Annotated in this window: 20 protein-coding genes and 1 pseudogene; 10 read left to right on the forward strand and 11 right to left on the reverse strand. The window is 64.8% G+C overall.

Annotated features, from left to right (window positions below; genetic code table 11):
* Positions 1 to 85 precede the first annotated feature (85 nt).
* Positions 86 to 2,305: a phosphoribosylformylglycinamidine synthase subunit PurL gene (purL, locus tag BRSPCE3_RS34315; protein WP_244071288.1), complete on the reverse strand. Its 2,220-nt coding sequence runs from the start codon at positions 2,303 to 2,305 to the stop codon at positions 86 to 88.
* Between the two features lie 173 nt (positions 2,306 to 2,478).
* On the opposite strand from purL, the gene BRSPCE3_RS34320 reads away from it, so the two are divergent.
* Positions 2,479 to 2,970 (forward strand): PaaI family thioesterase, encoded by a 492-nt coding sequence (locus BRSPCE3_RS34320; RefSeq protein WP_244071290.1) that lies wholly within the window; start codon positions 2,479 to 2,481, stop codon positions 2,968 to 2,970.
* A 273-nt stretch (positions 2,971 to 3,243) separates the two neighbouring features.
* Positions 3,244 to 5,475, forward strand: a complete 2,232-nt coding sequence (locus tag BRSPCE3_RS34325) for an alkaline phosphatase family protein (RefSeq protein WP_244071292.1) — start codon at positions 3,244 to 3,246, stop codon at positions 5,473 to 5,475.
* A gap of 121 nt (positions 5,476 to 5,596) precedes the next feature.
* Here the strand turns inward: BRSPCE3_RS34325 and BRSPCE3_RS34330 are convergent, their stop codons facing one another.
* Both BRSPCE3_RS34330 and BRSPCE3_RS34335 read right to left on the reverse strand, forming a co-directional pair.
* Positions 5,597 to 6,001: a hypothetical protein gene (locus BRSPCE3_RS34330; protein ID WP_244071295.1), complete on the reverse strand. Its 405-nt coding sequence runs from the start codon at positions 5,999 to 6,001 to the stop codon at positions 5,597 to 5,599.
* Positions 6,002 to 6,097: 96 nt separating this feature from the next.
* Positions 6,098 to 6,385 (reverse strand): hypothetical protein, encoded by a 288-nt coding sequence (locus BRSPCE3_RS34335; RefSeq protein ID WP_244071297.1) that lies wholly within the window; start codon positions 6,383 to 6,385, stop codon positions 6,098 to 6,100.
* A gap of 266 nt (positions 6,386 to 6,651) precedes the next feature.
* Between BRSPCE3_RS34335 and BRSPCE3_RS34340 the strand changes: the two genes are divergently transcribed.
* A complete protein-coding gene (locus BRSPCE3_RS34340) occupies positions 6,652 to 7,617 on the forward strand; it encodes a GlxA family transcriptional regulator (protein ID WP_244071299.1) in 966 nt (321 codons plus the stop codon).
* A 172-nt stretch (positions 7,618 to 7,789) separates the two neighbouring features.
* A pseudogene (locus BRSPCE3_RS34345) lies at positions 7,790 to 8,767 on the forward strand (DMT family transporter).
* Between the two features lie 9 nt (positions 8,768 to 8,776).
* Here the strand turns inward: BRSPCE3_RS34345 and BRSPCE3_RS34350 are convergent.
* The 4 genes from BRSPCE3_RS34350 to purC are packed head-to-tail and all read right to left on the reverse strand — an operon-like array spanning position 8,777 to position 11,495.
* On the reverse strand, positions 8,777 to 9,754 hold the full coding sequence (locus tag BRSPCE3_RS34350; RefSeq protein WP_244071301.1) for a tripartite tricarboxylate transporter substrate-binding protein: 978 nt from the start codon (positions 9,752 to 9,754) through the stop codon (positions 8,777 to 8,779).
* A 5-nt stretch (positions 9,755 to 9,759) separates the two neighbouring features.
* Positions 9,760 to 10,461: a phosphoribosylformylglycinamidine synthase subunit PurQ gene (purQ, locus tag BRSPCE3_RS34355; protein WP_244071303.1), complete on the reverse strand. Its 702-nt coding sequence runs from the start codon at positions 10,459 to 10,461 to the stop codon at positions 9,760 to 9,762.
* An 11-nt stretch (positions 10,462 to 10,472) separates the two neighbouring features.
* On the reverse strand, positions 10,473 to 10,712 hold the full coding sequence (gene purS, locus BRSPCE3_RS34360; RefSeq protein WP_026192985.1) for a phosphoribosylformylglycinamidine synthase subunit PurS: 240 nt from the start codon (positions 10,710 to 10,712) through the stop codon (positions 10,473 to 10,475).
* Between the two features lie 15 nt (positions 10,713 to 10,727).
* Positions 10,728 to 11,495, reverse strand: coding sequence for a phosphoribosylaminoimidazolesuccinocarboxamide synthase (gene purC / locus BRSPCE3_RS34365; RefSeq protein WP_016843454.1), 768 nt, complete (start codon positions 11,493 to 11,495; stop codon positions 10,728 to 10,730).
* A gap of 350 nt (positions 11,496 to 11,845) precedes the next feature.
* On the opposite strand from purC, the gene BRSPCE3_RS34370 reads away from it, so the two are divergent.
* Positions 11,846 to 12,169 carry a DUF1476 domain-containing protein gene (locus BRSPCE3_RS34370; protein WP_244071305.1) on the forward strand — a complete coding sequence of 108 codons (324 nt, stop codon included), beginning with the start codon at positions 11,846 to 11,848 and terminating at the stop codon, positions 12,167 to 12,169.
* Between the two features lie 574 nt (positions 12,170 to 12,743).
* A complete protein-coding gene (locus BRSPCE3_RS34375) occupies positions 12,744 to 13,094 on the forward strand; it encodes a hypothetical protein (protein WP_244071307.1) in 351 nt (116 codons plus the stop codon).
* Positions 13,095 to 13,120: 26 nt separating this feature from the next.
* Here the strand turns inward: BRSPCE3_RS34375 and BRSPCE3_RS34380 are convergent, their stop codons facing one another.
* Entirely contained in the window at positions 13,121 to 14,038 is a 918-nt protein-coding gene (locus BRSPCE3_RS34380) for a LysR family transcriptional regulator (protein WP_244071309.1), read from the reverse strand.
* A 114-nt stretch (positions 14,039 to 14,152) separates the two neighbouring features.
* Between BRSPCE3_RS34380 and BRSPCE3_RS34385 the strand changes: the two genes are divergently transcribed.
* The 4 genes from BRSPCE3_RS34385 to purB all read left to right on the forward strand — a co-directional run bounded on the left by BRSPCE3_RS34385 (position 14,153) and on the right by purB (position 17,803).
* A complete protein-coding gene (locus BRSPCE3_RS34385; RefSeq protein ID WP_244071311.1) occupies positions 14,153 to 14,980 on the forward strand; it encodes an isocitrate lyase/phosphoenolpyruvate mutase family protein in 828 nt (275 codons plus the stop codon).
* A gap of 23 nt (positions 14,981 to 15,003) precedes the next feature.
* On the forward strand, positions 15,004 to 15,321 hold the full coding sequence (locus tag BRSPCE3_RS34390) for a hypothetical protein (protein WP_244071312.1): 318 nt from the start codon (positions 15,004 to 15,006) through the stop codon (positions 15,319 to 15,321).
* Positions 15,278 to 16,168 carry a hypothetical protein gene (locus BRSPCE3_RS34395; protein WP_244071314.1) on the forward strand — a complete coding sequence of 297 codons (891 nt, stop codon included), beginning with the start codon at positions 15,278 to 15,280 and terminating at the stop codon, positions 16,166 to 16,168. Before BRSPCE3_RS34390 ends, BRSPCE3_RS34395 begins: the two co-directional genes overlap by 44 nt.
* Positions 16,169 to 16,369: 201 nt before the next feature.
* On the forward strand, positions 16,370 to 17,803 hold the full coding sequence (purB, locus tag BRSPCE3_RS34400; RefSeq protein ID WP_375709999.1) for an adenylosuccinate lyase: 1,434 nt from the start codon (positions 16,370 to 16,372) through the stop codon (positions 17,801 to 17,803).
* A 69-nt stretch (positions 17,804 to 17,872) separates the two neighbouring features.
* On the opposite strand, the gene cynS is transcribed toward purB, so the two are convergent.
* The 3 genes from cynS to ntrB form a co-directional block, all read right to left on the reverse strand.
* Positions 17,873 to 18,361, reverse strand: coding sequence for a cyanase (gene cynS / locus BRSPCE3_RS34405; protein ID WP_092115321.1), 489 nt, complete (start codon positions 18,359 to 18,361; stop codon positions 17,873 to 17,875).
* A 19-nt stretch (positions 18,362 to 18,380) separates the two neighbouring features.
* Positions 18,381 to 19,295 carry an ABC transporter ATP-binding protein gene (locus BRSPCE3_RS34410; protein WP_244071318.1) on the reverse strand — a complete coding sequence of 305 codons (915 nt, stop codon included), beginning with the start codon at positions 19,293 to 19,295 and terminating at the stop codon, positions 18,381 to 18,383.
* A 194-nt stretch (positions 19,296 to 19,489) separates the two neighbouring features.
* A complete protein-coding gene (gene ntrB, locus BRSPCE3_RS34415; RefSeq protein ID WP_244071320.1) occupies positions 19,490 to 20,329 on the reverse strand; it encodes a nitrate ABC transporter permease in 840 nt (279 codons plus the stop codon).
* Positions 20,330 to 20,464: the final 135 nt, after the last annotated feature.

Genomic DNA, 20,464 nt, shown 5'->3' on the forward strand with positions numbered 1-20,464 from the left:
GAACACAAGACAATAGCGCGATGATGGATTCATCGCGCTATTGAGGCCTTGTTCGCTCGACGTTGCAGCGCCTGATCGATCCGGATCAGGCGGCTGTGCCGTGCATGTAGTCCGGCAGCCAGTGCTCGAAGGCTCGGGACAGGCTTTCGACGGTCACCGGCGGCTCGCCGGCGACCGCAATCGCCTCGCCGCCGGTGGTGCCGATCCGCGCGCAGGGCACGCCGGCGCCCTTCATCTTGGCCAGCACGAGACCCGCGTCGGCCGCAGGCACGGTGACGATGTAGCGGGCCTGATCCTCGCCGAACCAATAGGCATGCGGCACGATCGAGGACGGCGCCGCCAGCAGCTGCGCACCGATGCCGCTCGCGATCGCCATCTCGGCGAGCGCGATCAGGAGCCCGCCGTCGGAGACGTCATGCACCGCGGTCGCGGTGCCGGCACGGATCATGCCGCGGATCACGTCGCCATTGCGCTTCTCGGTGGCGAGATCGACCGGCGGCGGAGCGCCCTCCTCGCGGCCGCAGACGTCGCGCAAATAGACCGACTGGCCGAGCCAGCCTTGGGTGTCACCAACCAGCAGGATCGCCTCGCCGGCCGCCTTGAACGCCAGCGTCGCCGACTTGGTGAAGTCGTCGAGCAGGCCGACACCGCCGATCGAGGGCGTCGGCAAGATGCCGCGGCCGTTGGTCTCGTTGTAGAGCGAGACGTTGCCGGACACGACCGGGAAGTCCAGCGCAACGCAAGCTTCCGCAATACCCTTCAGGCAGCCGACGAACTGGCCCATGATCTCGGGCCGCTCCGGATTGCCGAAATTGAGATTGTCGGTGATCGCGAGCGGCCGGCCGCCGACCGCGGTGATGTTGCGCCAGGCTTCCGCCACCGCCTGCTTGCCGCCCTCGAACGGATCGGCCTCGCAATAGCGCGGCGTGACGTCGACGGTGAGCGCAAGCCCCTTGGGGCCGTCCTCGACGCGGACCACCGCGGCATCGCCGCCGGGACGCTGCATGGTATTGCCGAGAATGACGTGGTCGTACTGTTCCCAGACCCAGCGCTTCGAGCACAGCTCGGGCGTGCCGATCAGCTTCTCCAGCGCCGCGGCGATGCCGAGCGGCGGCTTGATGTCCTGGCCGCGGATCACCAGCAGCGCAGTCGAGGCGACGTGCGGGCGGTCATAGACCGGCGCCTCGTCGCCGAGCTCCTTGATCGGCAGATCGGCCATCACGTCGCCGCCATGCTTGACGACGAAGCGCTTGCTCGGCGTGGTGTAGCCGACGATGGCGAAATCGAGCCCCCATTTGCGGAAGATCGCCTCGGCCTCTTTCTCCTTCTCGGGCTTGAGCACCATGAGCATGCGCTCCTGGCTTTCCGAGAGCATCATCTCGTAGGCACTCATGCCGGTCTCGCGGGTCGGCACCGCGTCGAGGTCGAGGTCGACACCGAGGTCGCCCTTGGCGCCCATCTCGACAGCCGAGCAGGTCAGGCCGGCCGCGCCCATGTCCTGGATCGCGACGACGCAGTCGGCCGCCATGATCTCGAGGCAGGCTTCCAGCAACAACTTCTCGGCGAAGGGATCGCCGACCTGCACGGTCGGGCGCTTCTCCTCGGAGGCGTCGTCGAACTCTGCCGAGGCCATCGAGGCGCCATGAATGCCGTCGCGGCCGGTCTTGGAGCCGAGATAGACGATCGGCATGTTCACGCCGGAGGCCGCCGCATAGAAGATCTTGTCGGCGTCGGCGAGGCCCACCGCCATCGCGTTGACCAGGATGTTGCCGTCATAGCGGGTGTGGAAGCGCACCTGGCCGCCGACCGTCGGCACGCCGAACGAATTGCCGTAGCCGCCGACGCCCGCGACCACGCCGGACACCAGGTGCCGGGTCTTGGGATGCTCGGGCGCGCCGAAGCTCAGCGCGTTCAGGCAGGCGATCGGCCGCGCGCCCATGGTGAAGACGTCGCGCAGGATGCCGCCGACGCCGGTGGTCGCGCCCTGATACGGCTCGATGTAGCTCGGGTGATTATGGCTCTCCATCTTGAAGACCACGGCCTGGCCGTCGCCGATATCGATCACGCCGGCATTCTCGCCGGGGCCCTGGATCACCCAGGGCGCCTTGGTCGGCAGGCCGCGCAGATGGATTCGCGACGACTTGTACGAGCAATGCTCGTTCCACATCGCCGAGAAGATGCCGAGCTCGGTGAAGGTCGGAACCCGCCCGATCAGCTTGAGGATGCGCTCGTACTCGTCCGGCTTCAGCCCGTGGGCGGCGACGAGTTCGGGGGTGATCTGGGGCTCGTTCTTGGTCGCGGTCATGGGACCCTTAATAGGTAGATCGAACGGGGGCGAAAAGGCCTTTTACGGCCCATTTCCGGCCTGTCCAGAGCTTTGCGGCGGTTGGACGCTGCCCGGGATTTGGTCCCGGGATTTGCACAATGGGGATGGATCGGATTTAAGGACCCGAACCCGATAATTGAAGGCCATTTTTCGTGAACGAGCTCGCCAAGACCGCATTAGAGACTGCATTCAACCGCCGCCCCGACCTGCACGTCGAAACCGAGGGCGAATTCGCCGGCTGGCGAACCTGGACCCGGGACAATTTCGAGAGCCATTCCGGCCCGTTTTACCACCGCATGGACGAGAACGGCCGCATCGCCTGCGCGTTCCGGGTCGCCAAGAAGCACCTCAACGGCGGCGGCAACGTCCACGGCGGCTGCTTCATGACCTTTGCGGATTACTGCCTGTTCGCGCTCGCTGGCTCGGTGCTCCAGGGCCCCGGCGTGACGGTCTCGTTCGCCTCGGAATTCCTCGACGCGGCCCGCGAGGGCGACCTGATCGAGTGCACCGGTGAAGTCACCCGCGCCGGCGGATCGCTGATCTTCGTGCGCGGCATGCTGACCTCGGCCGAGCGACCGCTGTTCACCTTCTCCGGCACCATCAAGCGCGTGAAGCGCAAGCCGCCGGCAGAGGCAACCGCGTAACGTTCACGACCTGCTTCACGTAAAACGCGCAACGTCCGCGAACACACGCCGTCATCCAACCGTTACATCGGCGCGGATTGCATCGATAGCTCAGCACTAGCTCGTTGTGTTCACGCGCGTTCTTCGCGTGAGACAATACGAACTGCGGTTGTGACGCATCGACGCACTGTCGTTGCGTCGTCGCGCGCGCGTCACATGCGCGTCAGCCAAGCCCCCGAAGATTGCTGAACGGTTTCCGTTTGTGCGTTCGCGCAGCGAAGTTGGGGCATTCTCATGAAATTGAAGACGTTCGTTTCCGTGACGGCGGCGATGTCGCTCGTCGCATCGCTGGCGTGGGTCGCAGCTCCGGCACGCGCCGGCCAGGACGGCGACAATGATGATCGCGGTGGCGATTCCCGCGGTCATGATCAGGATCAAGACCACGATCATGACGGCGACCATCATGGCCGCAAGCCGCGCGTCGTAATGATCTCGCTCGACGGCGCCAAGCCCGATTTCATCCAGAAGTTCATCGAGGAAGGTGTGCTGCCGCGCGACGGCGGGCTCGCCCGGCTCAGCCGGCGCGGCGCGGTGGCGCTGCAGAACGTGACGGCATCACCGTCGCTCACCGCGGTCTCTCACATCGCGATCGCGACCGGTTCGACGGCCGTTCATAACGATATCCCCTCCAACACGTTCGAACCGATCGTCGGTCCGATCTCCGGCAGCATCAGCGGCTTTGCGGCGCCGATCGGCGGCTACAATGAGAGCCCGCTCGGGCCGTCGGCAAACCCGACGGCGCAGCCTTTGTGGGTGCAGCTGCGCCAGCAGGGCAAGAAGGTCGTCACTGCGACCTGGCCCGGCGGCGACGGCGCCGACATCTCGATCAACAAGACCGTGGTGCAGCCGGCGCAGCCGACCCGCGTCACCGACTTCACGGTGCCGTTCGGCGCGTTCGGTGGCATCGGCGCCCAGGGTTTCACGCTGTCGCGCAGCGACTTCACGGCCGATCCCGGCATCGTGGCGGCGCTGCAAGCCGCCGGCCATTTCTCGTTCAGCCCGGTGCTGGTGACCTCGGCACCGATCGAGACGTTCTCGTGCTCGGCAGCCGCGACCGCAACTTGCACCAATGCGTCGACGCTCGACGTCAAATATTCGATCCGTGTCGCCGCGATCGACACCACCAATGACCGCAAGGTGAACTACGACACGCTGGTGTTCTTCGACGAAAACCGCGGCATCACCTCAGGCCCGTTCCACGCCCCGTCGACCGGACCGGCCTATGTCAAGTTCGGCGGCGAAAACGCGCCGTTCTTCTTCGAAGGCAGCGGCGCCAAGGTCGGCGCCGCCTACTTCGTCTCGGCGCTGTCGCCCGATCTTTCAGTCGTGCGCTTTGCCCGCTACGGCGCCAACTACATTCCGCGCAACACGCCCGTGCTCGCCGATGTCGACGACATCAACAACAATATCGGGTTCTGGCGTCCGCAGGCCGACTTCCGCATTCCGGAGCGCCTGAGCCCGGGCTTCACCGGCTTCCCCGACGTCGAGATCGAGACGATGTTCGAGGACATGGTGAGAACCTTCGTGCGCTACCAGGCCAATATCGGCGAGCGCGCGATCAAGACCCATCCCGACGCCGACCTCGTGATGGTCTATATCGAGCAGCCCGACGGCTCCGAGCACCAGTTCCTGCTGACCGATCCCCGTCAGGGCACCAGCCCGACCGATCCGAATTCGATCGGGCCCAACCAGGATCAGGCCAAGGTCAAGCGCTACGCATCCTACATCCGCTTCGCCTACCAGACCGCCGACAAGGCGGTGAAGCAGATCGCCGACGCGGCGGGCCGTGACAGCAACGTCATCGTGGTGTCGGACCACGGCTTCGCGCCGTTCCACACCTCGGTCAATCTCACCAACATCCTGCGCAACGCCGGGATCGACACCAGCAAGGTCGGGATCCGCACCTCGGGCCCGGCCGCCGACATCTACGTCAACCTGCAGAACCGCGAGCTAGGCGGCACCGTCGATCTCGCGACCTACCGTGCGCTGGTGGCACAGATCACCGACGCGGTGAAGAACGCGGTCGATCCCAATGCGCGCTTCAACTACTCGCTGAGGGATCAGCGCATCTTTACAGTCGTCGAAACCCGGCCGCTGCAATGCGACGCCGGAACCGGACAATGCATCAGCAAGACCATCGGCCAGGACTATGGCGACGTGTTCGCGCTGATGGCGCCCGGCTACAATTTCGACGGCATCCAGAACCCCGGCGTCGCGCGCCAGGGCGATGCGCCGTTCAATTCGGCAACCACCGCATTGTCGATGCCGAACTTCTACGGCGCTCACGGTCACGACCCCGAGCTTCCGGTGATGAGCGCGACGTTCATCGCCGCCGGGCCGCAGATCCGCAGGGATACCGTGGTGCGGCGCATGCGCAATATCGACGTGGCGCCGACCATCATGCGGATCCTCGGCACAGCACCGCACAAGGTCGATGGCGAGGTGCTGAGCGAGGTCCTGCGCTAGGGCACGGTCCGGAAACCTTGGAAGCGGTTTTCCGGAAAGACCGTGCTCAGAGAAGAACCGAGGCAAATGTCACGCGATGGACGCCAAGCCGGCGTCCATCGTTGTTGCTTCCATATCCGGCCTATGGCGATCCCGTCGTGGTCCCCAGCAACTGGCGGAGCGGATTGAGCGGGCCGACCGGGATCAATTCAAAGCTCATCAGATGCGCCTGCCCCAGCGGCAATTTCTCCAGCATCTCATGGGCGGCCGCGGTGTCGGTCATGTTCAGGATGAACACCACGCCGGGACGTCCCTGCAGCGAGAACCACTGGTCGATCTTGCCATCCAGATGGAGCTTGACGGTCTCCCGAACCTCGGTCGGCAGGATCGCGCGCGCGGCCGCCGGGTCGACGCCCGGGTTCAAGGTCCCGATGGCAAGGATGTGCGTGGTCGGTATCGGGGGCGCGGCGGACTGCGCATGCCCCGCGCCGATTCCCATCAGGCAGATGACCAGCGCGGCGAGACCGCGTGCAAAGCCATACTTCATGTCGTGCTCCCTGTTCTTGTTCGGGCCCCGGTCCGGTGGCACCGGCGGCGAGGATGACGGATGTCGTCCCGCCGACGGTGTCACAAGTCTGCGCGGTTACTGGATCAAGAGTCCGAGCGGCGCGAGCGGACCGACCTGCATGAAGTCGTACTTGGCGTAACCGCCGGTCACGAGCGGCAGCGCTTCGATCGTCGCCTTGGCCTGCTCGACCGACTCGACGCTCATGAGGAAGATCACGCCGGGCGCGTCCTGGCGAAACCAGAACTGCTCGATCTTGCCGTCGAGATAGTGCTTGAGCGTGGCCGGCACTTCGTTCGGCATGACCTGCTGCCGCTGCTCCGGCGTGAGGGGTTTGACGATTGATCCGATGGCCATGACTTTCATGGGTGCTCTCCTGTCTTGGTGAGATCTCCGGAAATCCAGGCTAGCGGTCCGTCTCGACAATCGGCAGAGTCAGAAATGACATCTTTGGCATCAATCATGCCAATCATTTCACTCGCGTTTCGTCGAAACCGACGTAATATCAGATTGATATCCGCTACATCCGGATCTCCACGCCGGTGCATTGCGATCACCGACGGCACAGCATTTAGCTCGACGCAGGTCGAGCCGGTATTGTCGCAAACGACAATCTTGGAGCCATTTGCGCCATGCGGATTTCAATCCTCGCGCTCGAGGGATTGTGGGACACCGGGCTCACCGTCACACTCGATGCATTCAAGCTCGCCAACGGCTTCGCGGCCGCGCAGATGGGCGGGACGCCGCGCTTCGATGTCTCGATCGTCGGGGTGCGGAAGCGGGTTCGGTCCGGCCAGGGATTTGCGATCCCCGTGACGTCGATCACGCCTGGTGTGAAGCCGGACTGGGTGATCGTGCCGGCCCTGGCCACCGGCCGACCGGAGCAATTGCTGCCGGCGCTCGACCGCCGCGACGTCCGCCAGGCGACCGAGCAACTTCAAATGTGGTCCACGGCCGGCGCGCGGATCGCGGCGTCCTGCATCGGCACGTTCATACTGGCGGAGGCCGGGCTGCTCGATCAGAAGGAAGCCACCACGACGTGGTGGCTCTCGCCGCTGTTTCGGCAGCGCTATCCGAATGTCCGGCTCGACGAGACCCGCATGCTGGTGACATCGGATCGCGTTGTCACCGCCGGCGCCGCGATGGGACATCTCGACCTTGCGCTCTGGTTCATCCGCCAGGCGAGCCCGGAGCTGGCCGCGCTCGTGTCACGCTATCTGCTGGCCGACCTGCGCACCTCGCAGGCGCCGTTCATCATCCCCAATCATCTTGCGCAGGCTGATCCGCTGATTCAGCGGTTTGAACGCTGGGCGCGTGCGCACCTGAAAGCGGGTTTCTCGCTACAGGAAGCCGCCGAGGCGCTGGCGACCAGCGCGCGCACCTTGCAGCGCCGCTGCGAGGCGGTGCTCGGCAAGTCGCCGCTGTCGTATTTCCAGGATCTGCGGGTCGAACGCGCGCAGTCGCTGCTCCACGGCAGCGGGCTCGACATCGACGCGATCGCCGCCGAGGTCGGCTATGTCGACGGCGCCACGCTGCGTACGCTGCTGCGCGAACGGCTTGGACGCGGCGTCCGCGAGCTGCGCGCCAATCTGCGCTGAATCGCCCGTCCGCAAACCTCGCGCATCCGGCCAAACGCCCTAGCCTTTCGCCCCGCGGCCAAGCTACATTCATTTGATCGCGCGGCAATGCGCGAAGGGAGCCAATCAAGGTGCCGAAGAGCACAGCCAGCGCATGATCCGGAAACGTGCGAAGCGGTTTTCCGGAATGATCATGCAAAAACAAGAGACGGGCGTCGTGACGGCTCCCGCGATCGCGCCTGCTTCGCCGACGTCAGCGCCCGGTGCGCATGGCTGGCGCGACTACGCGCTGCTGCTGGCGCTGGCCTGCTGCTGGAGCTCGACCTATCCGCTGACCAAGATCGGCCTCGGCTCGATTCCGCCCGTCACCTTCATCTGAGCCCGCTCGCTGGTCGCGGCAGCCTTTCTGCTCATCGTGCTGCGGATCCGCGGCATCCGCATCCCGACCGACATCAAGGCCTGGAAGCTGTTCGCGTTCCAGCAGACCATCAACTCGACGATCCCGTTCCTGGTGATCACCTGGGCGCAGCTCTACGTGCCGGCGTCCAACACCGTGGTGCTGGCCTCGACGACGCCGATCTTCGCCTTTCTGATCACCTGGGCGATCACGCGGCACGAGCCGGCCTCGCTGCTCAAGCTGATCGGCGCAATCCTCGGCCTCGCCGGAACGGTCGCGATCATCGGCCTCGGCGCGCTCTCGGGCTTCGGCAAGGAGATTGTCGCCGAGATCGCGATCCTGCTCGCCACCGTCTCGTTCGCCTGCGCCACGATCTTCGGGCTGAGACTGTCGGACTATGATCCGATGGTGGTCGCCGCCGGCTCGCTGCTGTTCGGCGGCACCGTGCTGCTGCCGGTCGCACTGATCGTCGACCATCCCTGGACGCTACACCCGACGCCGCAAGCGCTGGTCGCCACCGTCGTGATGGGCATCTTCTCCAGCGCGTTCGGCCTGATGCTGTTCTACATGTGCCTGACGCGGCTCGGCACGCTCACCACCAACGCGCAAGGTTATTTGCGGATTCCGATCGGCGTCGCGCTGTCGGTGATCCTGCTCGGGGAATCCGTGCCGTCGAACCTCGTGCTCGGGCTCGTCCTGGTGATGGCCGGCGTCGCCGCGATGACGGTGCCGACTGAAGCGGTCAAGCGCTGGCTGGGCCGGCTGCGGAGATAGATGCCCGGCCTACTTCTTGTCGTCCGCCAGCAGCGTGCGGTATTTCGCGACGTCGCGGGTCACGAGCTGCTGCAGCACCTCCGGCGCGAGCTCGTCGGCGTCGGGTGCAACCGTCGACAGATCGACGAAGCGCTTCTTCACCGCCGCGCTCGCAACCGCGCTGCGCGCCGCGGCGTTCAGCTTGGCGATGATCTCGGGCGGGGTGCCCTTCGGCGCGAACAGCCCGTTCCAGCCCTGCGCCTCGAACTCGGGCAGTCCGGCCTCGGCCGAGGTCGGCAGCTCCGGCAGCGAGCCGAGCCGCACCGTCGAGCCGACCACGACCGCTTTCACCAGCTTGTCGTCGATCGCCTGCGACACCGAGGCGGCGGCATCGCAGACGCCGTCGATCTGGCTGCCGATCGCATCCGTCAGCGCGAGGGCCGCGCCGCGATAGCCGACCAGCTGCACGTCGATCCCGGCGGCATGCACGAAGCTCTTGCAGATCAGGTAATTCGACGAGCCGACGCCGGCATGGCCGAGATTGACCTTGCCCGGATTCTTCCTGGCGTAGTCGATGAACTCTTTCAGATCCTTGGCCGGAAAATCCTTGCGCAGCGCGACGATGCCGAAGGTTTTTGCCACGACGGCGATCGGTGCGAATGAGTCAGGCGTGAACGCCAGCTTCGGATAGATGGTGTACGTCGCCGCATTGGTGCCTGCGTTGCCGATCGCAATGGTGTAACCGTCCGGCTCCGCACGCGCGGCACGGGTCAGCGCGGTCGAGCCGCCGGCGCCGCCGACATTCTCGATGATGATGCTCTGGCCGAGCGCTGCGGCCATCTGGTCGGCGACCGCGCGGGCAATCACGTCGGAGGTGCCGCCGGCCGTGAACGGCACGATCATCGTGATCGGACGCTTCGGGAAGTCGAGCTTCGAGGGATCCTGGGCGTGCGCCGCCGTCGCAAGCAGCAGCGCGGCTGCCGCTGCGGCAAAGCACCTTCCAAACATGACGGTTACGCCGCCTTTTCGAACTGCTGGACCAGCCCTGCGAACAGGCCGCGGCCGTCGGTGCAGCCCATGATCTCTTCGACGTGGTTTTCCGGATGCGGCATCATGCCGAGCACGTTGCCGCGCTCGTTGACGATGCCGGCGATCGAATGCGCGGCGCCGTTGAAGTTGGAGGCCTCGTCCACCACGCCTTCCGGAGAGCAATAGCGATAGAGCACCCGCCCGTCGCCCTCGAGCCGCTTCAGCGTCTCCTCGTCCGCCTCGTAATTGCCCTCGCCATGCGCCACTGGCACGCGGATCACCTGGCCGGCATTGTAGCCGCGGGTGAACGGCGTGTCGGAACGCTCGACCTTCATATGCACGTCGCGGCAGACGAATTTCAGCTGTGCATTGCGCATCAGCACGCCCGGCAACAGCCCGGATTCGCAGAGGATCTGGAAACCGTTGCAGACGCCGAGCACGAGGCCGCCCGAGGCTGCGAAGTCGCGCACCGCGTCCATCACGGGCGCGCGGGCCGCGATCGCGCCGCAGCGCAGGTAATCGCCGTAGGAGAAGCCGCCGGGCACCACCACGAGGTCGGTACCCTTGGGCAGCGAGGTCTCGGCGTGCCAGACCATCGCGGTCTCATTGCCGGATGCGAGCTTGAGCGCGCGCGCCATATCGCGCTCGCGGTTGATACCGGGGAAGACGAGGACGGCTGATTTCATTGCGATGCGGCCTAGAGCAGTTCGACCCGATAGTTTTCGATCACCGTATTCGCCAACAGCTTGTCGGCGGCGGCTTTCAGCGCAGCCTCGGCCTTGGCCTTGTCGGTCGCGGCGAGCTCGATGTCGAACACCTTGCCCTGGCGGACGCTGGCGACGCCGTCGACGCCGAGCGATTTCAGCGCGCCCTCGATCGCCTTGCCCTGCGGATCGAGGATGCCCGACTTCAATGTCACAGTTACACGTGCCTTCACGGTCGCCCCTTCAGCTTAGCTCTTCACCAGCACCGGGCCGCTGCCGGCCGGCCGCTCGTTCTCGATCAGAATGCCGAGCCGCTTCGCGACCTCGGTATAGGCCTCGAGCAGGCCGCCGAGATCCCTGCGGAAACGATCCTTGTCGAGCTTCTCGTTCGACTTGATGTCCCACAGCCGGCAGGAGTCCGGTGAGATCTCGTCGGCGACGATGATCCGCATCATCTCGTTCTCGAACAGCCGCCCGCACTCCATCTTGAAGTCGACGAGGCGGATGCCGATGCCGAGGAAGAGGCCGGTCAGGAAGTCGTTGACGCGGATGGCCAGCGCCATGATGTCGTCGATCTCCTGCGGCGTGGCCCAGCCGAAGGCGGTGATGTGCTCTTCCGACACCATGGGGTCGTTGAGCTGGTCGTTCTTGTAGTAGAACTCGATGATCGAGCGCGGCAGCTGGGTGCCCTCCTCGATCCCGAGCCGCTGCGACAGCGAGCCGGCGGCGACGTTCCGCACCACCACCTCGAGCGGCACGATCTCGACCTCGCGAATCAGCTGCTCGCGCATGTTGAGGCGGCGGATGAAGTGGGTCGGCACCCCGATGTCGTTGAGGTGCTGAAACAGGTACTCCGAAATCCGGTTGTTGAGGACGCCCTTGCCCTCGATCACCTGGTGTTTCTTGGCGTTGAACGCGGTCGCGTCGTCCTTGAAGTGCTGGATCAGGGTTCCCGGCTCGGGGCCTTCATAAAGCACCTTGGCCTTGCCTTCATAGATACGGCGTCGACGGCTCATTGGGATGTACCGTGTTTTGTTGAAATCCATGGATTTGGGTGCTCCGGATGACTTGGGGTTACGACCCACGACGGAGCTGCCGCGGAGGCCTGGAACCTGGGCAATCCAACTGGAAACAGAACAAGAACCATGCCTGTTGGCAACCTATCCGATTGGCCCATCCAGCACAATCGATAGTGCCCCCTTCAGGGCACTTATACCGCCCTATCAAAAAGGCCCGATTCCGCCTGTTTTGCCTGCGGCTTAACGGCTCGTTGTCTTGCCGATTCCTCCCACCTATTTAGGCAGGCATCGGGGCTGCCGCAACGCGCGAACGCCCTTCATTCAGCAAGGGAACTGGAACTTCAGCCATGAACGAATTCAACAAGCGCGAGGAAGGTTTCGAGAAGAAGTTCGCCCTCGACGAGGAACAGAAGTTCAAGGCTGAAGCCCGCCGCAACAAGCTGCTCGGACTGTGGGCGGCCGAGAAGGTCGGCATCACGGACGACGCCGCCAGCGCCTATGCCAAGGAAGTGGTGGCGGCCGACTTCGAGGAAGCCGGCGACAATGACGTGCTGCACAAGGTCCTGAGGGACCTCACCGCCAAGGGCCAGGCTGTCACCGAGCGCGACGTCCGCGCCAAGATGGATGAGCTGCTGGCCGTTGCCACGGCGCAGGTGAAGGCCGGAACCTAATTCCAGCGGCCGCCGCTCAAGCGTCGCCTCGTCGCCTCCGGGCGGCGAGGCTTTGCCGCTGCCAACGACAAACGGCAGCCTGAAATAACTCTCGCTTCACGACGCATTGCTGGTGTCGGCGAGAACCCGCCGTCTTCGGGCAGCGGCCGTCATGCGCCCCCCAAATCTCTCCTTTGCCGTGAAACCCGCTCCGCCGTCCTTCGACCGGGCGCGGCTCGATCGACACTCCAACGTTGATAGTAAAATAAACCACAACCCTGTGATCTGCTTCATCGGGGCTCAGAGCGAAACCGTGACATGCGCATTGTCGCCACGGTTCACAAACTTTCGCGGCATCAAACAACTCGCGCCTCGCTGGAAACAGATTGGGCGCGCGGCTGTCGGCGCCGCGAACCCGCACCGCGCCCGCTTCGAGGCACTTTGCCACGCGGATCAACCGCCGGTCGCTCGCGATACATTTGGTAACACAACTTTCTCCTCCAACACCACTTCGTGAGCGATCTTTGGTTGCAAAAATCGAAATTTAAATCTAAGATTGCTTCTCTTCACAATACAACCTAAGGGAGATTGCTCAATGAACGAGATGGTTTCGACGCGAGATATTACGGACCAGGCCCAGGCGGTCAAAACCCAGTCGGGGACCTACACCTGGTATCTCAATGCGTATCAGCTTCACGGCAACCTCTGGCTGTCATGGCAGACCACCGCGCCGTTCCGTGCCCAGCAGGGGCAAATCATGGTCTATTCGGGCCAGTTCTTCCCGTCCAACCCCCAGGATAACGTCAAAGCATGGCAGTGGGATAACATCAGCTCGAATGGATGGGATACCGGCCTGCCCTGGGGCAGCGGCTGGTATTGCGCATGGAATGCGCAGCGCAGCCCGAACGGACCTTACACCTATGTCGTGCAACTCGTGACGGCCTAGCCGAGCCGGCATCGGCTGTTCGTCGGTCAGCGCACCGACGGTTTCGAACGGCCGAATTCTGCGCGGATCGTTTTCAGCAACAATCGTGACGCGGCGCTGAGGAAGCCGTCATGCCGCGTCACCGCGACGACCTCGTGAGTTGCGGCGAGATTGCCGACGCGGATCGTCGCGACCCTGGAGCTCCCCAGTTCCTCCGCCGCGTTGCTCTGTGACAGCAGCGCGATCCCGAGGCCGGCCTCAACCAGCCGCTTCTGCGCCGTGAGACTGTCGACTGGCGTCCAGGCGACCTCGCCGAGCCCGTGGGTCAGGAACAGGGCGAACACATGCGCGGCCGTGATCTCGCGCCGTCCCGGCACCTCGGGAAACGCGATCCACCGCTCATCCCGGAGGTCGGCGAGCTTGCCGACGCGGCGTCCCGCCAGCGGATGGTCCGGCGCGCAGACCACCTGAAGCGGCTCGGCGTACAGCACCTCGCAATCGAGATCGCCTGAGCGGTCGCGGTCGTAGCGCAGCCCGATCGTCGCCTCGCCGCGCCGGATCAGATCGCTGACCTCGGCGCTGGTCGCCGTGCGCAATGTCAGCGCGACGTCCGGATGCCGGCCGGCAAAGCGCTTCAGCACCTTCGAGAGCCGTTCGCCGGCCAGCGTGCCGGTCACCGCCAGCGCCACCGGGCCGGAATTTTCGCGCAGCAGCGCGCGCACCGCATTTTCGGCATCCTGCGCCGCCGCCACCGCGCGCTCGGCATAAGGCACCATCACCCGCCCGGCATCGCTCAGCCGCGTCTTGCCCGCGATCCGCTCGAACAGCGGTACGCCGAGCTCCTCTTCGAGCAATGCGATGCGGCGTGAAATCGCCGGCTGCGAGCGATGTAGCGCCTTCGCGGCGTTAGAGATCCCGCCGCGGCGATGCACCACCAGGAACGTGTTGAGCGCGTCGCTGTCCATCTGCCGCCTCATGCAAAAAACTGATGATACGGAGAAAAATAACAAATTTGTCTGATGGCCGAAACCACCCTATCGCTGCTTTCAGGCGCTTTTTTCCAACCCTCAGGAGTTCACATGCGCACCCAGGCAGACAAGGCAGCACGGTTTCGCGAACTGCATCAACGGCCCGGCACCTTCATCATTCCAAACCCGTGGGATGCCGGCACTGCGAAGCTGCTGGCGGCGATGGGCTTCGAGGCGCTGGCGACCACCAGCCTCGGGCTCGCCAATACGCTCGGGCAGTCCGCCGTGAGCCTCGATGCCATCATCGACAACTGCCGGGTCATCGCCGAGGCCACAGACCTGCCGGTCAACGCCGACCTGGAGAATTGCGGCGCCGACGATCCCAGGACCGCGGCACAGGCGATCGCGCGCGCGGCCGAGGCCGGCGTGGTCGGCGGTTCGATCGAGGATTCGACCGGCAACCGCGAGCATCCGATCTACGACTTCACGCTCGCGGTCGAGCGGGTGCATGCCGCCGTCGAGGCGGCGCGGGCGCTGCCCTTCCCGTTCACGCTGACCGCGCGCGCGGAGAACTTTCTGTGGGGACGCAAGGACCTCGACGACACCATCAAGCGGCTGCAGGCGTTCGAGGCCGCCGGCGCCGACGTGCTGTATTCGCCGGGCCTCTACGACGTCGACACCATCCGCACCGTGGTGTCGTCGGTCAAGAAGCCGTTCAACCTCGTGATGGGCTTTGCCGATCCGACCCTGACGCTCGCGCAGCTGTCGGCCGCCGGCGTCAAGCGCATCAGCGTCGGCGGCGCGATGCAGCGTCACGCGTTGGCTGCGTTCCTGCGCAGCGCCCGCGAGATGAAGGACAACGGCGCGTTCAGCTTCGTCCGCGACATGGCGCCGGTGAAGGACGTCCGCGAGGCGTTCGCCGCCGCGAAAGCCGAATAGCAAACAGCGAATGGCGAGCGGGGATGCACCCGCTCGCTATCGCGCCTCTTCCCGAAATCCATTCTTCCCACATCGCCGCTCGCATCGCGGCGCTGTTTGCACTTCTCAATCTGCGCACAACATTTCCCGCCTCCTCCTCCAGGGTGAGTGAACATCTTCACACAACCCTCGGTGAATCGGATGTAGAAGACGACGCCCGCTCGCGTACGGTCAGTCCATTCCATTCAATCCCGCGCACGTCGATCCATTGCACCGATGATCAGAGGCGGCGTTTCGTCGCCATGGAGGATTTCCGAAATGAAGACCTGGCTGTTTTCCCTGCACAAGGGCGTTGGAAATAGTCCGCAATTCTTCACCAATGTCTTCAACGGTCAGGCCTGGAGCGGCGACGTCCCGCTGCCGGGCAACACCTGGATCAGCAACACGCCGGCAGCCGTCATCTTCAACACCAACCTGTATGTGTTCTATCCGATCAACCAGTCCCTCTATTACCGGATCTATGACGGCGAGTTGTGGACGGACGCAGCCCAGGTGCCCGGCACCGCCGGCGTGAACGCCGGTGTGGCCGCCGTCGCGTATGACGGCCTGATCTATCTGCTCTACTCGAATCCCGGCCGGTCCGACCTGATGTACAAGACCTATGACGGCACCAGCAGCTTCGGATCCGAGATCAACACTTCCGGAACCAACCACCTCATCTCCGTCGCCTACCAGAACGTGGATACGCCGGCCGCCGTGGTGCTCGGCGACACGCTTTACGTGTTCGGCCGCGGGCCCGGCTATAGCGAACCCGGCAACACGAACCGTTTCTGGTACGCGACCTTCGATCGCAGCGCCTGGCGCAGCAATCCGGTCGCCGGCACGGAAGGCCTCAGCAACGGCCCGGGCGCCGCCTTGTACAAGAACCAGATTTACCTGTTTTTCAACGACCCAACGGGTCTGTTCTTCTACAAGAAGTTCGACGGCTACGAGGGCTGGGGCGCCGACCTCCAGGTCCCCGACACGCCCGGCAATTTCGGCAACGCCGCGCCGGTCGTGTTCAACGACACGCTGTACATCCTGCACCAGGGCCCGAACGGCCAGTTCCTGTACAAGACGACGGACGGGGAGAGCTGGACCAGCGATGCGGCCGTGTCGAACACCGCAGGCATCAGCTGCGGGCCGGCCGCGGTGGCGCTCTCGCTCTGACGCGGTGCACCGGGCGGCGCTGACCATGCCAACGCCGCCCGAATCGCCTTTGGGATTCCTTGCGGATCGCTTCGGGCGGCGTATCCAGATATCTGGTATGGTGGGGACAACACCGCAAGCCCGGCCCTCGTGCTACCAGACCCGACGATTCATGACAGGTCGCGGCTTGCAGGCAGCCTCAGGCAATGCCAAGAGAGCGGGATCATGTCCCAAGATCACATTTCCAACGTCCTCGCCGAACGTTACGCCTCGCCCGCCATGCGCGCCATCTGGAGCGGCGAAGGCAAGGTCCGCCTCGAACGCGACTACTGGATCGCCGTGCTGAAGGGCCAGCGCGATCTCGGCATCCCGGTTCCGGACGGCGTGATCGAAAGCTACGAGCGCGTCAAGGACCAGATCAACCTCAAGTCCATCATGCAGCGCGAGCGCGTCACCCGCCACGACGTCAAGGCGCGCATCGAGGAGTTCTGCGATCTGGCCGGTCACGAGCACCTGCACAAGGGCATGACCAGCCGCGACCTCACCGAGAACGTCGAGCAATTGCAGGTCTACCGCGCGCTGCAGCTGGTCGAGACCAAGAGCCTCGCCGCGCTCGTCCGGTTTGCCAGGCGCGCGAAGCAATTGCGCGACATCCCGTTCACGGCGCGCACCCACAACGTGGCCGCGCAGGTCACGACGCTCGGCAAGCGCATCGCCATGTCCGGCGAGGAGATGCTGCTGGCGCATCAGAGCCTGGTCAACGTGCTGCAAACCTATCCGGCGCGCGGCCTGAAGGGCGCGGTGGGCACCCGCCTCGACCAGATCACCCTGTTCAACGGCGACGCCGGCAAGGCGCGCGCGCTCGAGCAGAACATCCTGGTTCACCTCGGCCTGCCGAAGGCGCTCGACGCCGTCGGCCAGGTGTATCCGCGCAGCCTCGACTTCCGTGCGGTCAGCCTGCTTACCGAGCTCGCCAGCGGCCCCGGCAACTTCGCCAAGACCATCCGCCTGATGGCCGGCCACGAGCTCGCCAGCGAAGGCTTTGCCAAGGGCCAGGTCGGCTCCTCGGCGATGCCGCACAAGATGAACAGCCGCTCCTGCGAGCGCATCAACGGCCTGCATGTGATCCTGAAGGGCTATCTCGCGATGGCCGCCGGCCTCGCCGGCGATCAGTGGAACGAAGGCGACGTCTCCTGCTCCGTGGTCCGCCGCGTCATGCTGCCCGATGCCTTCCTCGCCATGGACGGCCTGCTCGAGACCCTGCTGACCGTGCTCGATCAGATGGAGGTGTTCGAGGCCGTCGTCGCGACCGAGCTCAACCGCTATTTGCCTTTCCTGCTGACCACCACGGTGATGATGGAAGCGGTGAAGAAGGGGGCCGGCCGTGAAGGCGCCCACGAGGCGATCAAGGAGCATGCCGTCGCGGCGATCGGCGACCTGCGCACCGGCAAGATCGTGCAGAACGATCTGCTGCAGCGGCTCGCCGCCGATCAGCGGCTCGGCTTGAGCGCGGCCGAGCTGCAGCTCGTGCTCGAGCAAGGTCGCGCCAACTCCGGCGACGCCGCCGCCCAGGTCGACCACTTCGCCGAGCAGGTCGAAGCGCTGGCCAAGGCCAAGCCGGAAGCCGCGAGCTACACGCCGGGCACGATCCTGTAGGGATTAATGAGTAGGGAGCAGCGGATGGGCAGAAATCCATTCGCTACTCGCCCTCCGCTCCCCCCGGCCTCACTCCTCCTTGAAGCCGTATTCCGGCACGTTGCCGCTGGCGCCGTAATACTTGTACGGCAGGAACTTGCCGCTCATGGTGATCTTGACCCGATCGCCCTTCGGATTGGCGACGCGCTCCATCGCCATGTCGAAGTCGATCGCCGACATGATGCCGTCGCCGAACTCCTCCTCGATCAGCGCCTTCCACGCCGGGCCGTTCACCATCACCATCTCGTAGAAGCGGTAGATCAGGGGATCGGTCGGCGGCATCGGCGTGCCGGCGCCGCGCATCGGCACCTCGTTGAGCATCGCGGTCTCGGCCTTCGACAGCCCGAACAGCTCGCCGGCATTGGCGGCCTGCGGTTTCGTCAATTTCATCTGGCCGAGGATCGCTCCCACGATCAGGACTTCGGAATAGCCGCCGATCTTCTCGCAGATGTGCTTCCAGCTCCAGCCCTTCTCGCGCTTGATGTCGAGCAGCTTCTCGGTGAGGTCTTCGCGTTTCATGGGGTTTCCTCCTCAGGCTTCAGCGCGCAGCACTCTGCGCGGGATTGGGTTCGACGACGCGCGGTGGCGAGACGATCGTAGGTTCGCCGACGCCGGGCCGCACCGTCGGCACGCGGCGCGGATCGTGACCGGTTACCTCGGCGGCAAAGCTCTTGCTGCGGCTGACCAGGAAATCGACGATATGGTTGCGCAGCGCATAGTAATAGGGATGGCGGTGCAGGTCGATGCGGCCGCGCTCCTTCGGTAGCGGATTCTCGACGATCTCGGCCAGCACCGCGCCGGGACCATTGGTCATCAGGAATATCTTGTCGGCGAGGAAGATCGCCTCGTCGACGTCATGGGTGATCATGAAGGTGGTCTGCCCGGTCTCCAGGCAGATCCGCCGCACCTCGTCCTGCAGCGTGCCGCGGGTCAGCGCGTCCAGCGCCGAGAACGGCTCGTCCATCAGCATGATCTTCGGGGTGATCGACAGCGCCCGCGCGATGCCGACGCGCTGCTTCATGCCGCCGGAGAGCTCGGACGGATGCTTGTGCTCGGATCCGGTCAGCCCGACGAGGTCGATGAACTTCTGCGCGTGCGCCCTGATCCGTGCACGGTCCCATTTGCGCCACTTCGAGCTGACGGCATAGGAGACGTTGCCGAGCACCGTGCGCCACGGCAGCAGCGCATGACTCTGGAAGATCACGGCGCGGTCGAGGCTGGTGCCCTCGATGCCCTGCCCGTCGACGATGACGGTGCCCTCGCTGGGCTCGTCGAGGCCGGCGAGGATGTTCAGCACCGTGGTCTTGCCGCAGCCGGAATGGCCGATCACGCAGCCGAACTCGCCCCGCGCCATCGACAGCCAGAAATTCTCGAACACCGTGGTGGTGGCGCCGCCGCCCGCGCCGGGATAGCGCCGCGCGATGCCCTCGATGGAGATGAACTTGTCGGTCATCGAACGCTCTCTCCTCCCCCTCCCCCCGCTTGCGGGGAGAGGGTTGGGGTGAGGGGGGCTCTCCGCAAAGCAGGTGAGAGTTGGACTCGCGGACGGCCCCCCTCACCCGGATTGCATCTAGCGATGCAATCCGGCCTCTCCCCGCGCGCGGGGCGAGCCGAACATGCAGCGCCGCTCGTGAACATCATCACCACCTACTCCGGAAACGTCACCATGCGCGTGAACCGCGCCAGCACCTGGTCCAGCAGCATGCCGACGAGGCCGATCAAGAGAATCGCGATGATCACATTGGTGATCGACAAATTATTCCACTCGTTCCAGACGAAGTAGCCGATGCCGGTGCCGCCGACGAGCATCTCGGCGGCGACGATCACGAGCCAGGCGATGCCGATCGAGATCCGCATGCCGGTCAGGATAGTCGGCGCCGCGGCCGGCAAGATCACGGTGAAGGCGCGCCTGATGGTGCCGACCTCGAGCGTGCGCGCGACGTTGATCCATTCCTTGCGCACACTGGCGACGCCGAACGCGGTGTTGAGCAGCATCGGCCATACCGAGCAGATGAAAATGACGAAGATCGCCGAGATCGAGGAATCCTTGATGGTGTAGAGCGCCAGCGGCATCCAGGCCAGCGGCGAGATCGGCTTCAGCACCTGGATGAATGGATCGAGCGCTTTGCTGATCAAGGGCGACATCCCGATCATGAAACCGAGCGGAATCGCGACGACGACCGCGATCAGATAACCGAGCCCGACGCGCCCGATCGAATAAGCGAGCTGGATGCCGAGCCCCTTGTCGTTCGGCCCGTTGTCGTAGAACGGCCGCTTCAGATGCTCCCACAGTTTTGCGCCCACATCGAGCGGCCCGGGCATCGCCGACTTGCCCTGGGTTGCGGTCAGCCCCATCAGCCTGGCGTATTCGGGGCTCATGGCCGCCGTCGTGCCGCTGCCGCGGGTCGCGAGGTGCCAGGCGCCGAGGAAGACGACGAGCAGCGCAAGCGAGACGATCGCAGCGCGGAGGCGGAGGGAAAGCGTCATGCACGCCCCCTCACCACGTCGTCCCGGCGAAAGCCGGCAACTGTTATGTTGAAGGGGCTGTCCGATAGGGCTTTCTGTCGCGCATCATGGCGTTGAGGATGGTGAGCAGCTTTCGAGCAACGGCAATGAGGGCGA

It is taken from the genome of Bradyrhizobium sp. Ce-3, assembly GCF_022835695.1.
In the GTDB taxonomy this organism is placed as follows: domain Bacteria; phylum Pseudomonadota; class Alphaproteobacteria; order Rhizobiales; family Xanthobacteraceae; genus Bradyrhizobium.

Bases quoted from the DNA above. Each gene is read 5' to 3' on its own strand.
- BRSPCE3_RS34330 (WP_244071295.1), bottom strand. From the start codon at position 6,001: ATGAAGTATGGCTTTGCACGCGGTCTCGCCGCGCTGGTCATCTGCCTG.
- BRSPCE3_RS34410 (WP_244071318.1), bottom strand. From the start codon at position 19,295: ATGACCGACAAGTTCATCTCCATCGAGGGCATCGCGCGGCGCTATCCC.
- BRSPCE3_RS34395 (WP_244071314.1), top strand. From the start codon at position 15,278: ATGAAGACCTGGCTGTTTTCCCTGCACAAGGGCGTTGGAAATAGTCCG.
- BRSPCE3_RS34335 (WP_244071297.1), bottom strand. From the start codon at position 6,385: ATGAAAGTCATGGCCATCGGATCAATCGTCAAACCCCTCACGCCGGAG.
- purC (WP_016843454.1), bottom strand. From the start codon at position 11,495: ATGAGCCGTCGACGCCGTATCTATGAAGGCAAGGCCAAGGTGCTTTAT.
- ntrB (WP_244071320.1), bottom strand. From the start codon at position 20,329: ATGACGCTTTCCCTCCGCCTCCGCGCTGCGATCGTCTCGCTTGCGCTG.
- BRSPCE3_RS34325 (WP_244071292.1), top strand. From the start codon at position 3,244: ATGAAATTGAAGACGTTCGTTTCCGTGACGGCGGCGATGTCGCTCGTC.
- BRSPCE3_RS34375 (WP_244071307.1), top strand. From the start codon at position 12,744: ATGAACGAGATGGTTTCGACGCGAGATATTACGGACCAGGCCCAGGCG.
- BRSPCE3_RS34385 (WP_244071311.1), top strand. From the start codon at position 14,153: ATGCGCACCCAGGCAGACAAGGCAGCACGGTTTCGCGAACTGCATCAA.
- BRSPCE3_RS34350 (WP_244071301.1), bottom strand. From the start codon at position 9,754: ATGTTTGGAAGGTGCTTTGCCGCAGCGGCAGCCGCGCTGCTGCTTGCG.
- BRSPCE3_RS34390 (WP_244071312.1), top strand. From the start codon at position 15,004: ATGCACCCGCTCGCTATCGCGCCTCTTCCCGAAATCCATTCTTCCCAC.
- BRSPCE3_RS34380 (WP_244071309.1), bottom strand. From the start codon at position 14,038: ATGGACAGCGACGCGCTCAACACGTTCCTGGTGGTGCATCGCCGCGGC.
- cynS (WP_092115321.1), bottom strand. From the start codon at position 18,361: ATGAAACGCGAAGACCTCACCGAGAAGCTGCTCGACATCAAGCGCGAG.
- purL (WP_244071288.1), bottom strand. From the start codon at position 2,305: ATGACCGCGACCAAGAACGAGCCCCAGATCACCCCCGAACTCGTCGCC.
- BRSPCE3_RS34370 (WP_244071305.1), top strand. From the start codon at position 11,846: ATGAACGAATTCAACAAGCGCGAGGAAGGTTTCGAGAAGAAGTTCGCC.
- purQ (WP_244071303.1), bottom strand. From the start codon at position 10,461: ATGAAATCAGCCGTCCTCGTCTTCCCCGGTATCAACCGCGAGCGCGAT.
- BRSPCE3_RS34340 (WP_244071299.1), top strand. From the start codon at position 6,652: ATGCGGATTTCAATCCTCGCGCTCGAGGGATTGTGGGACACCGGGCTC.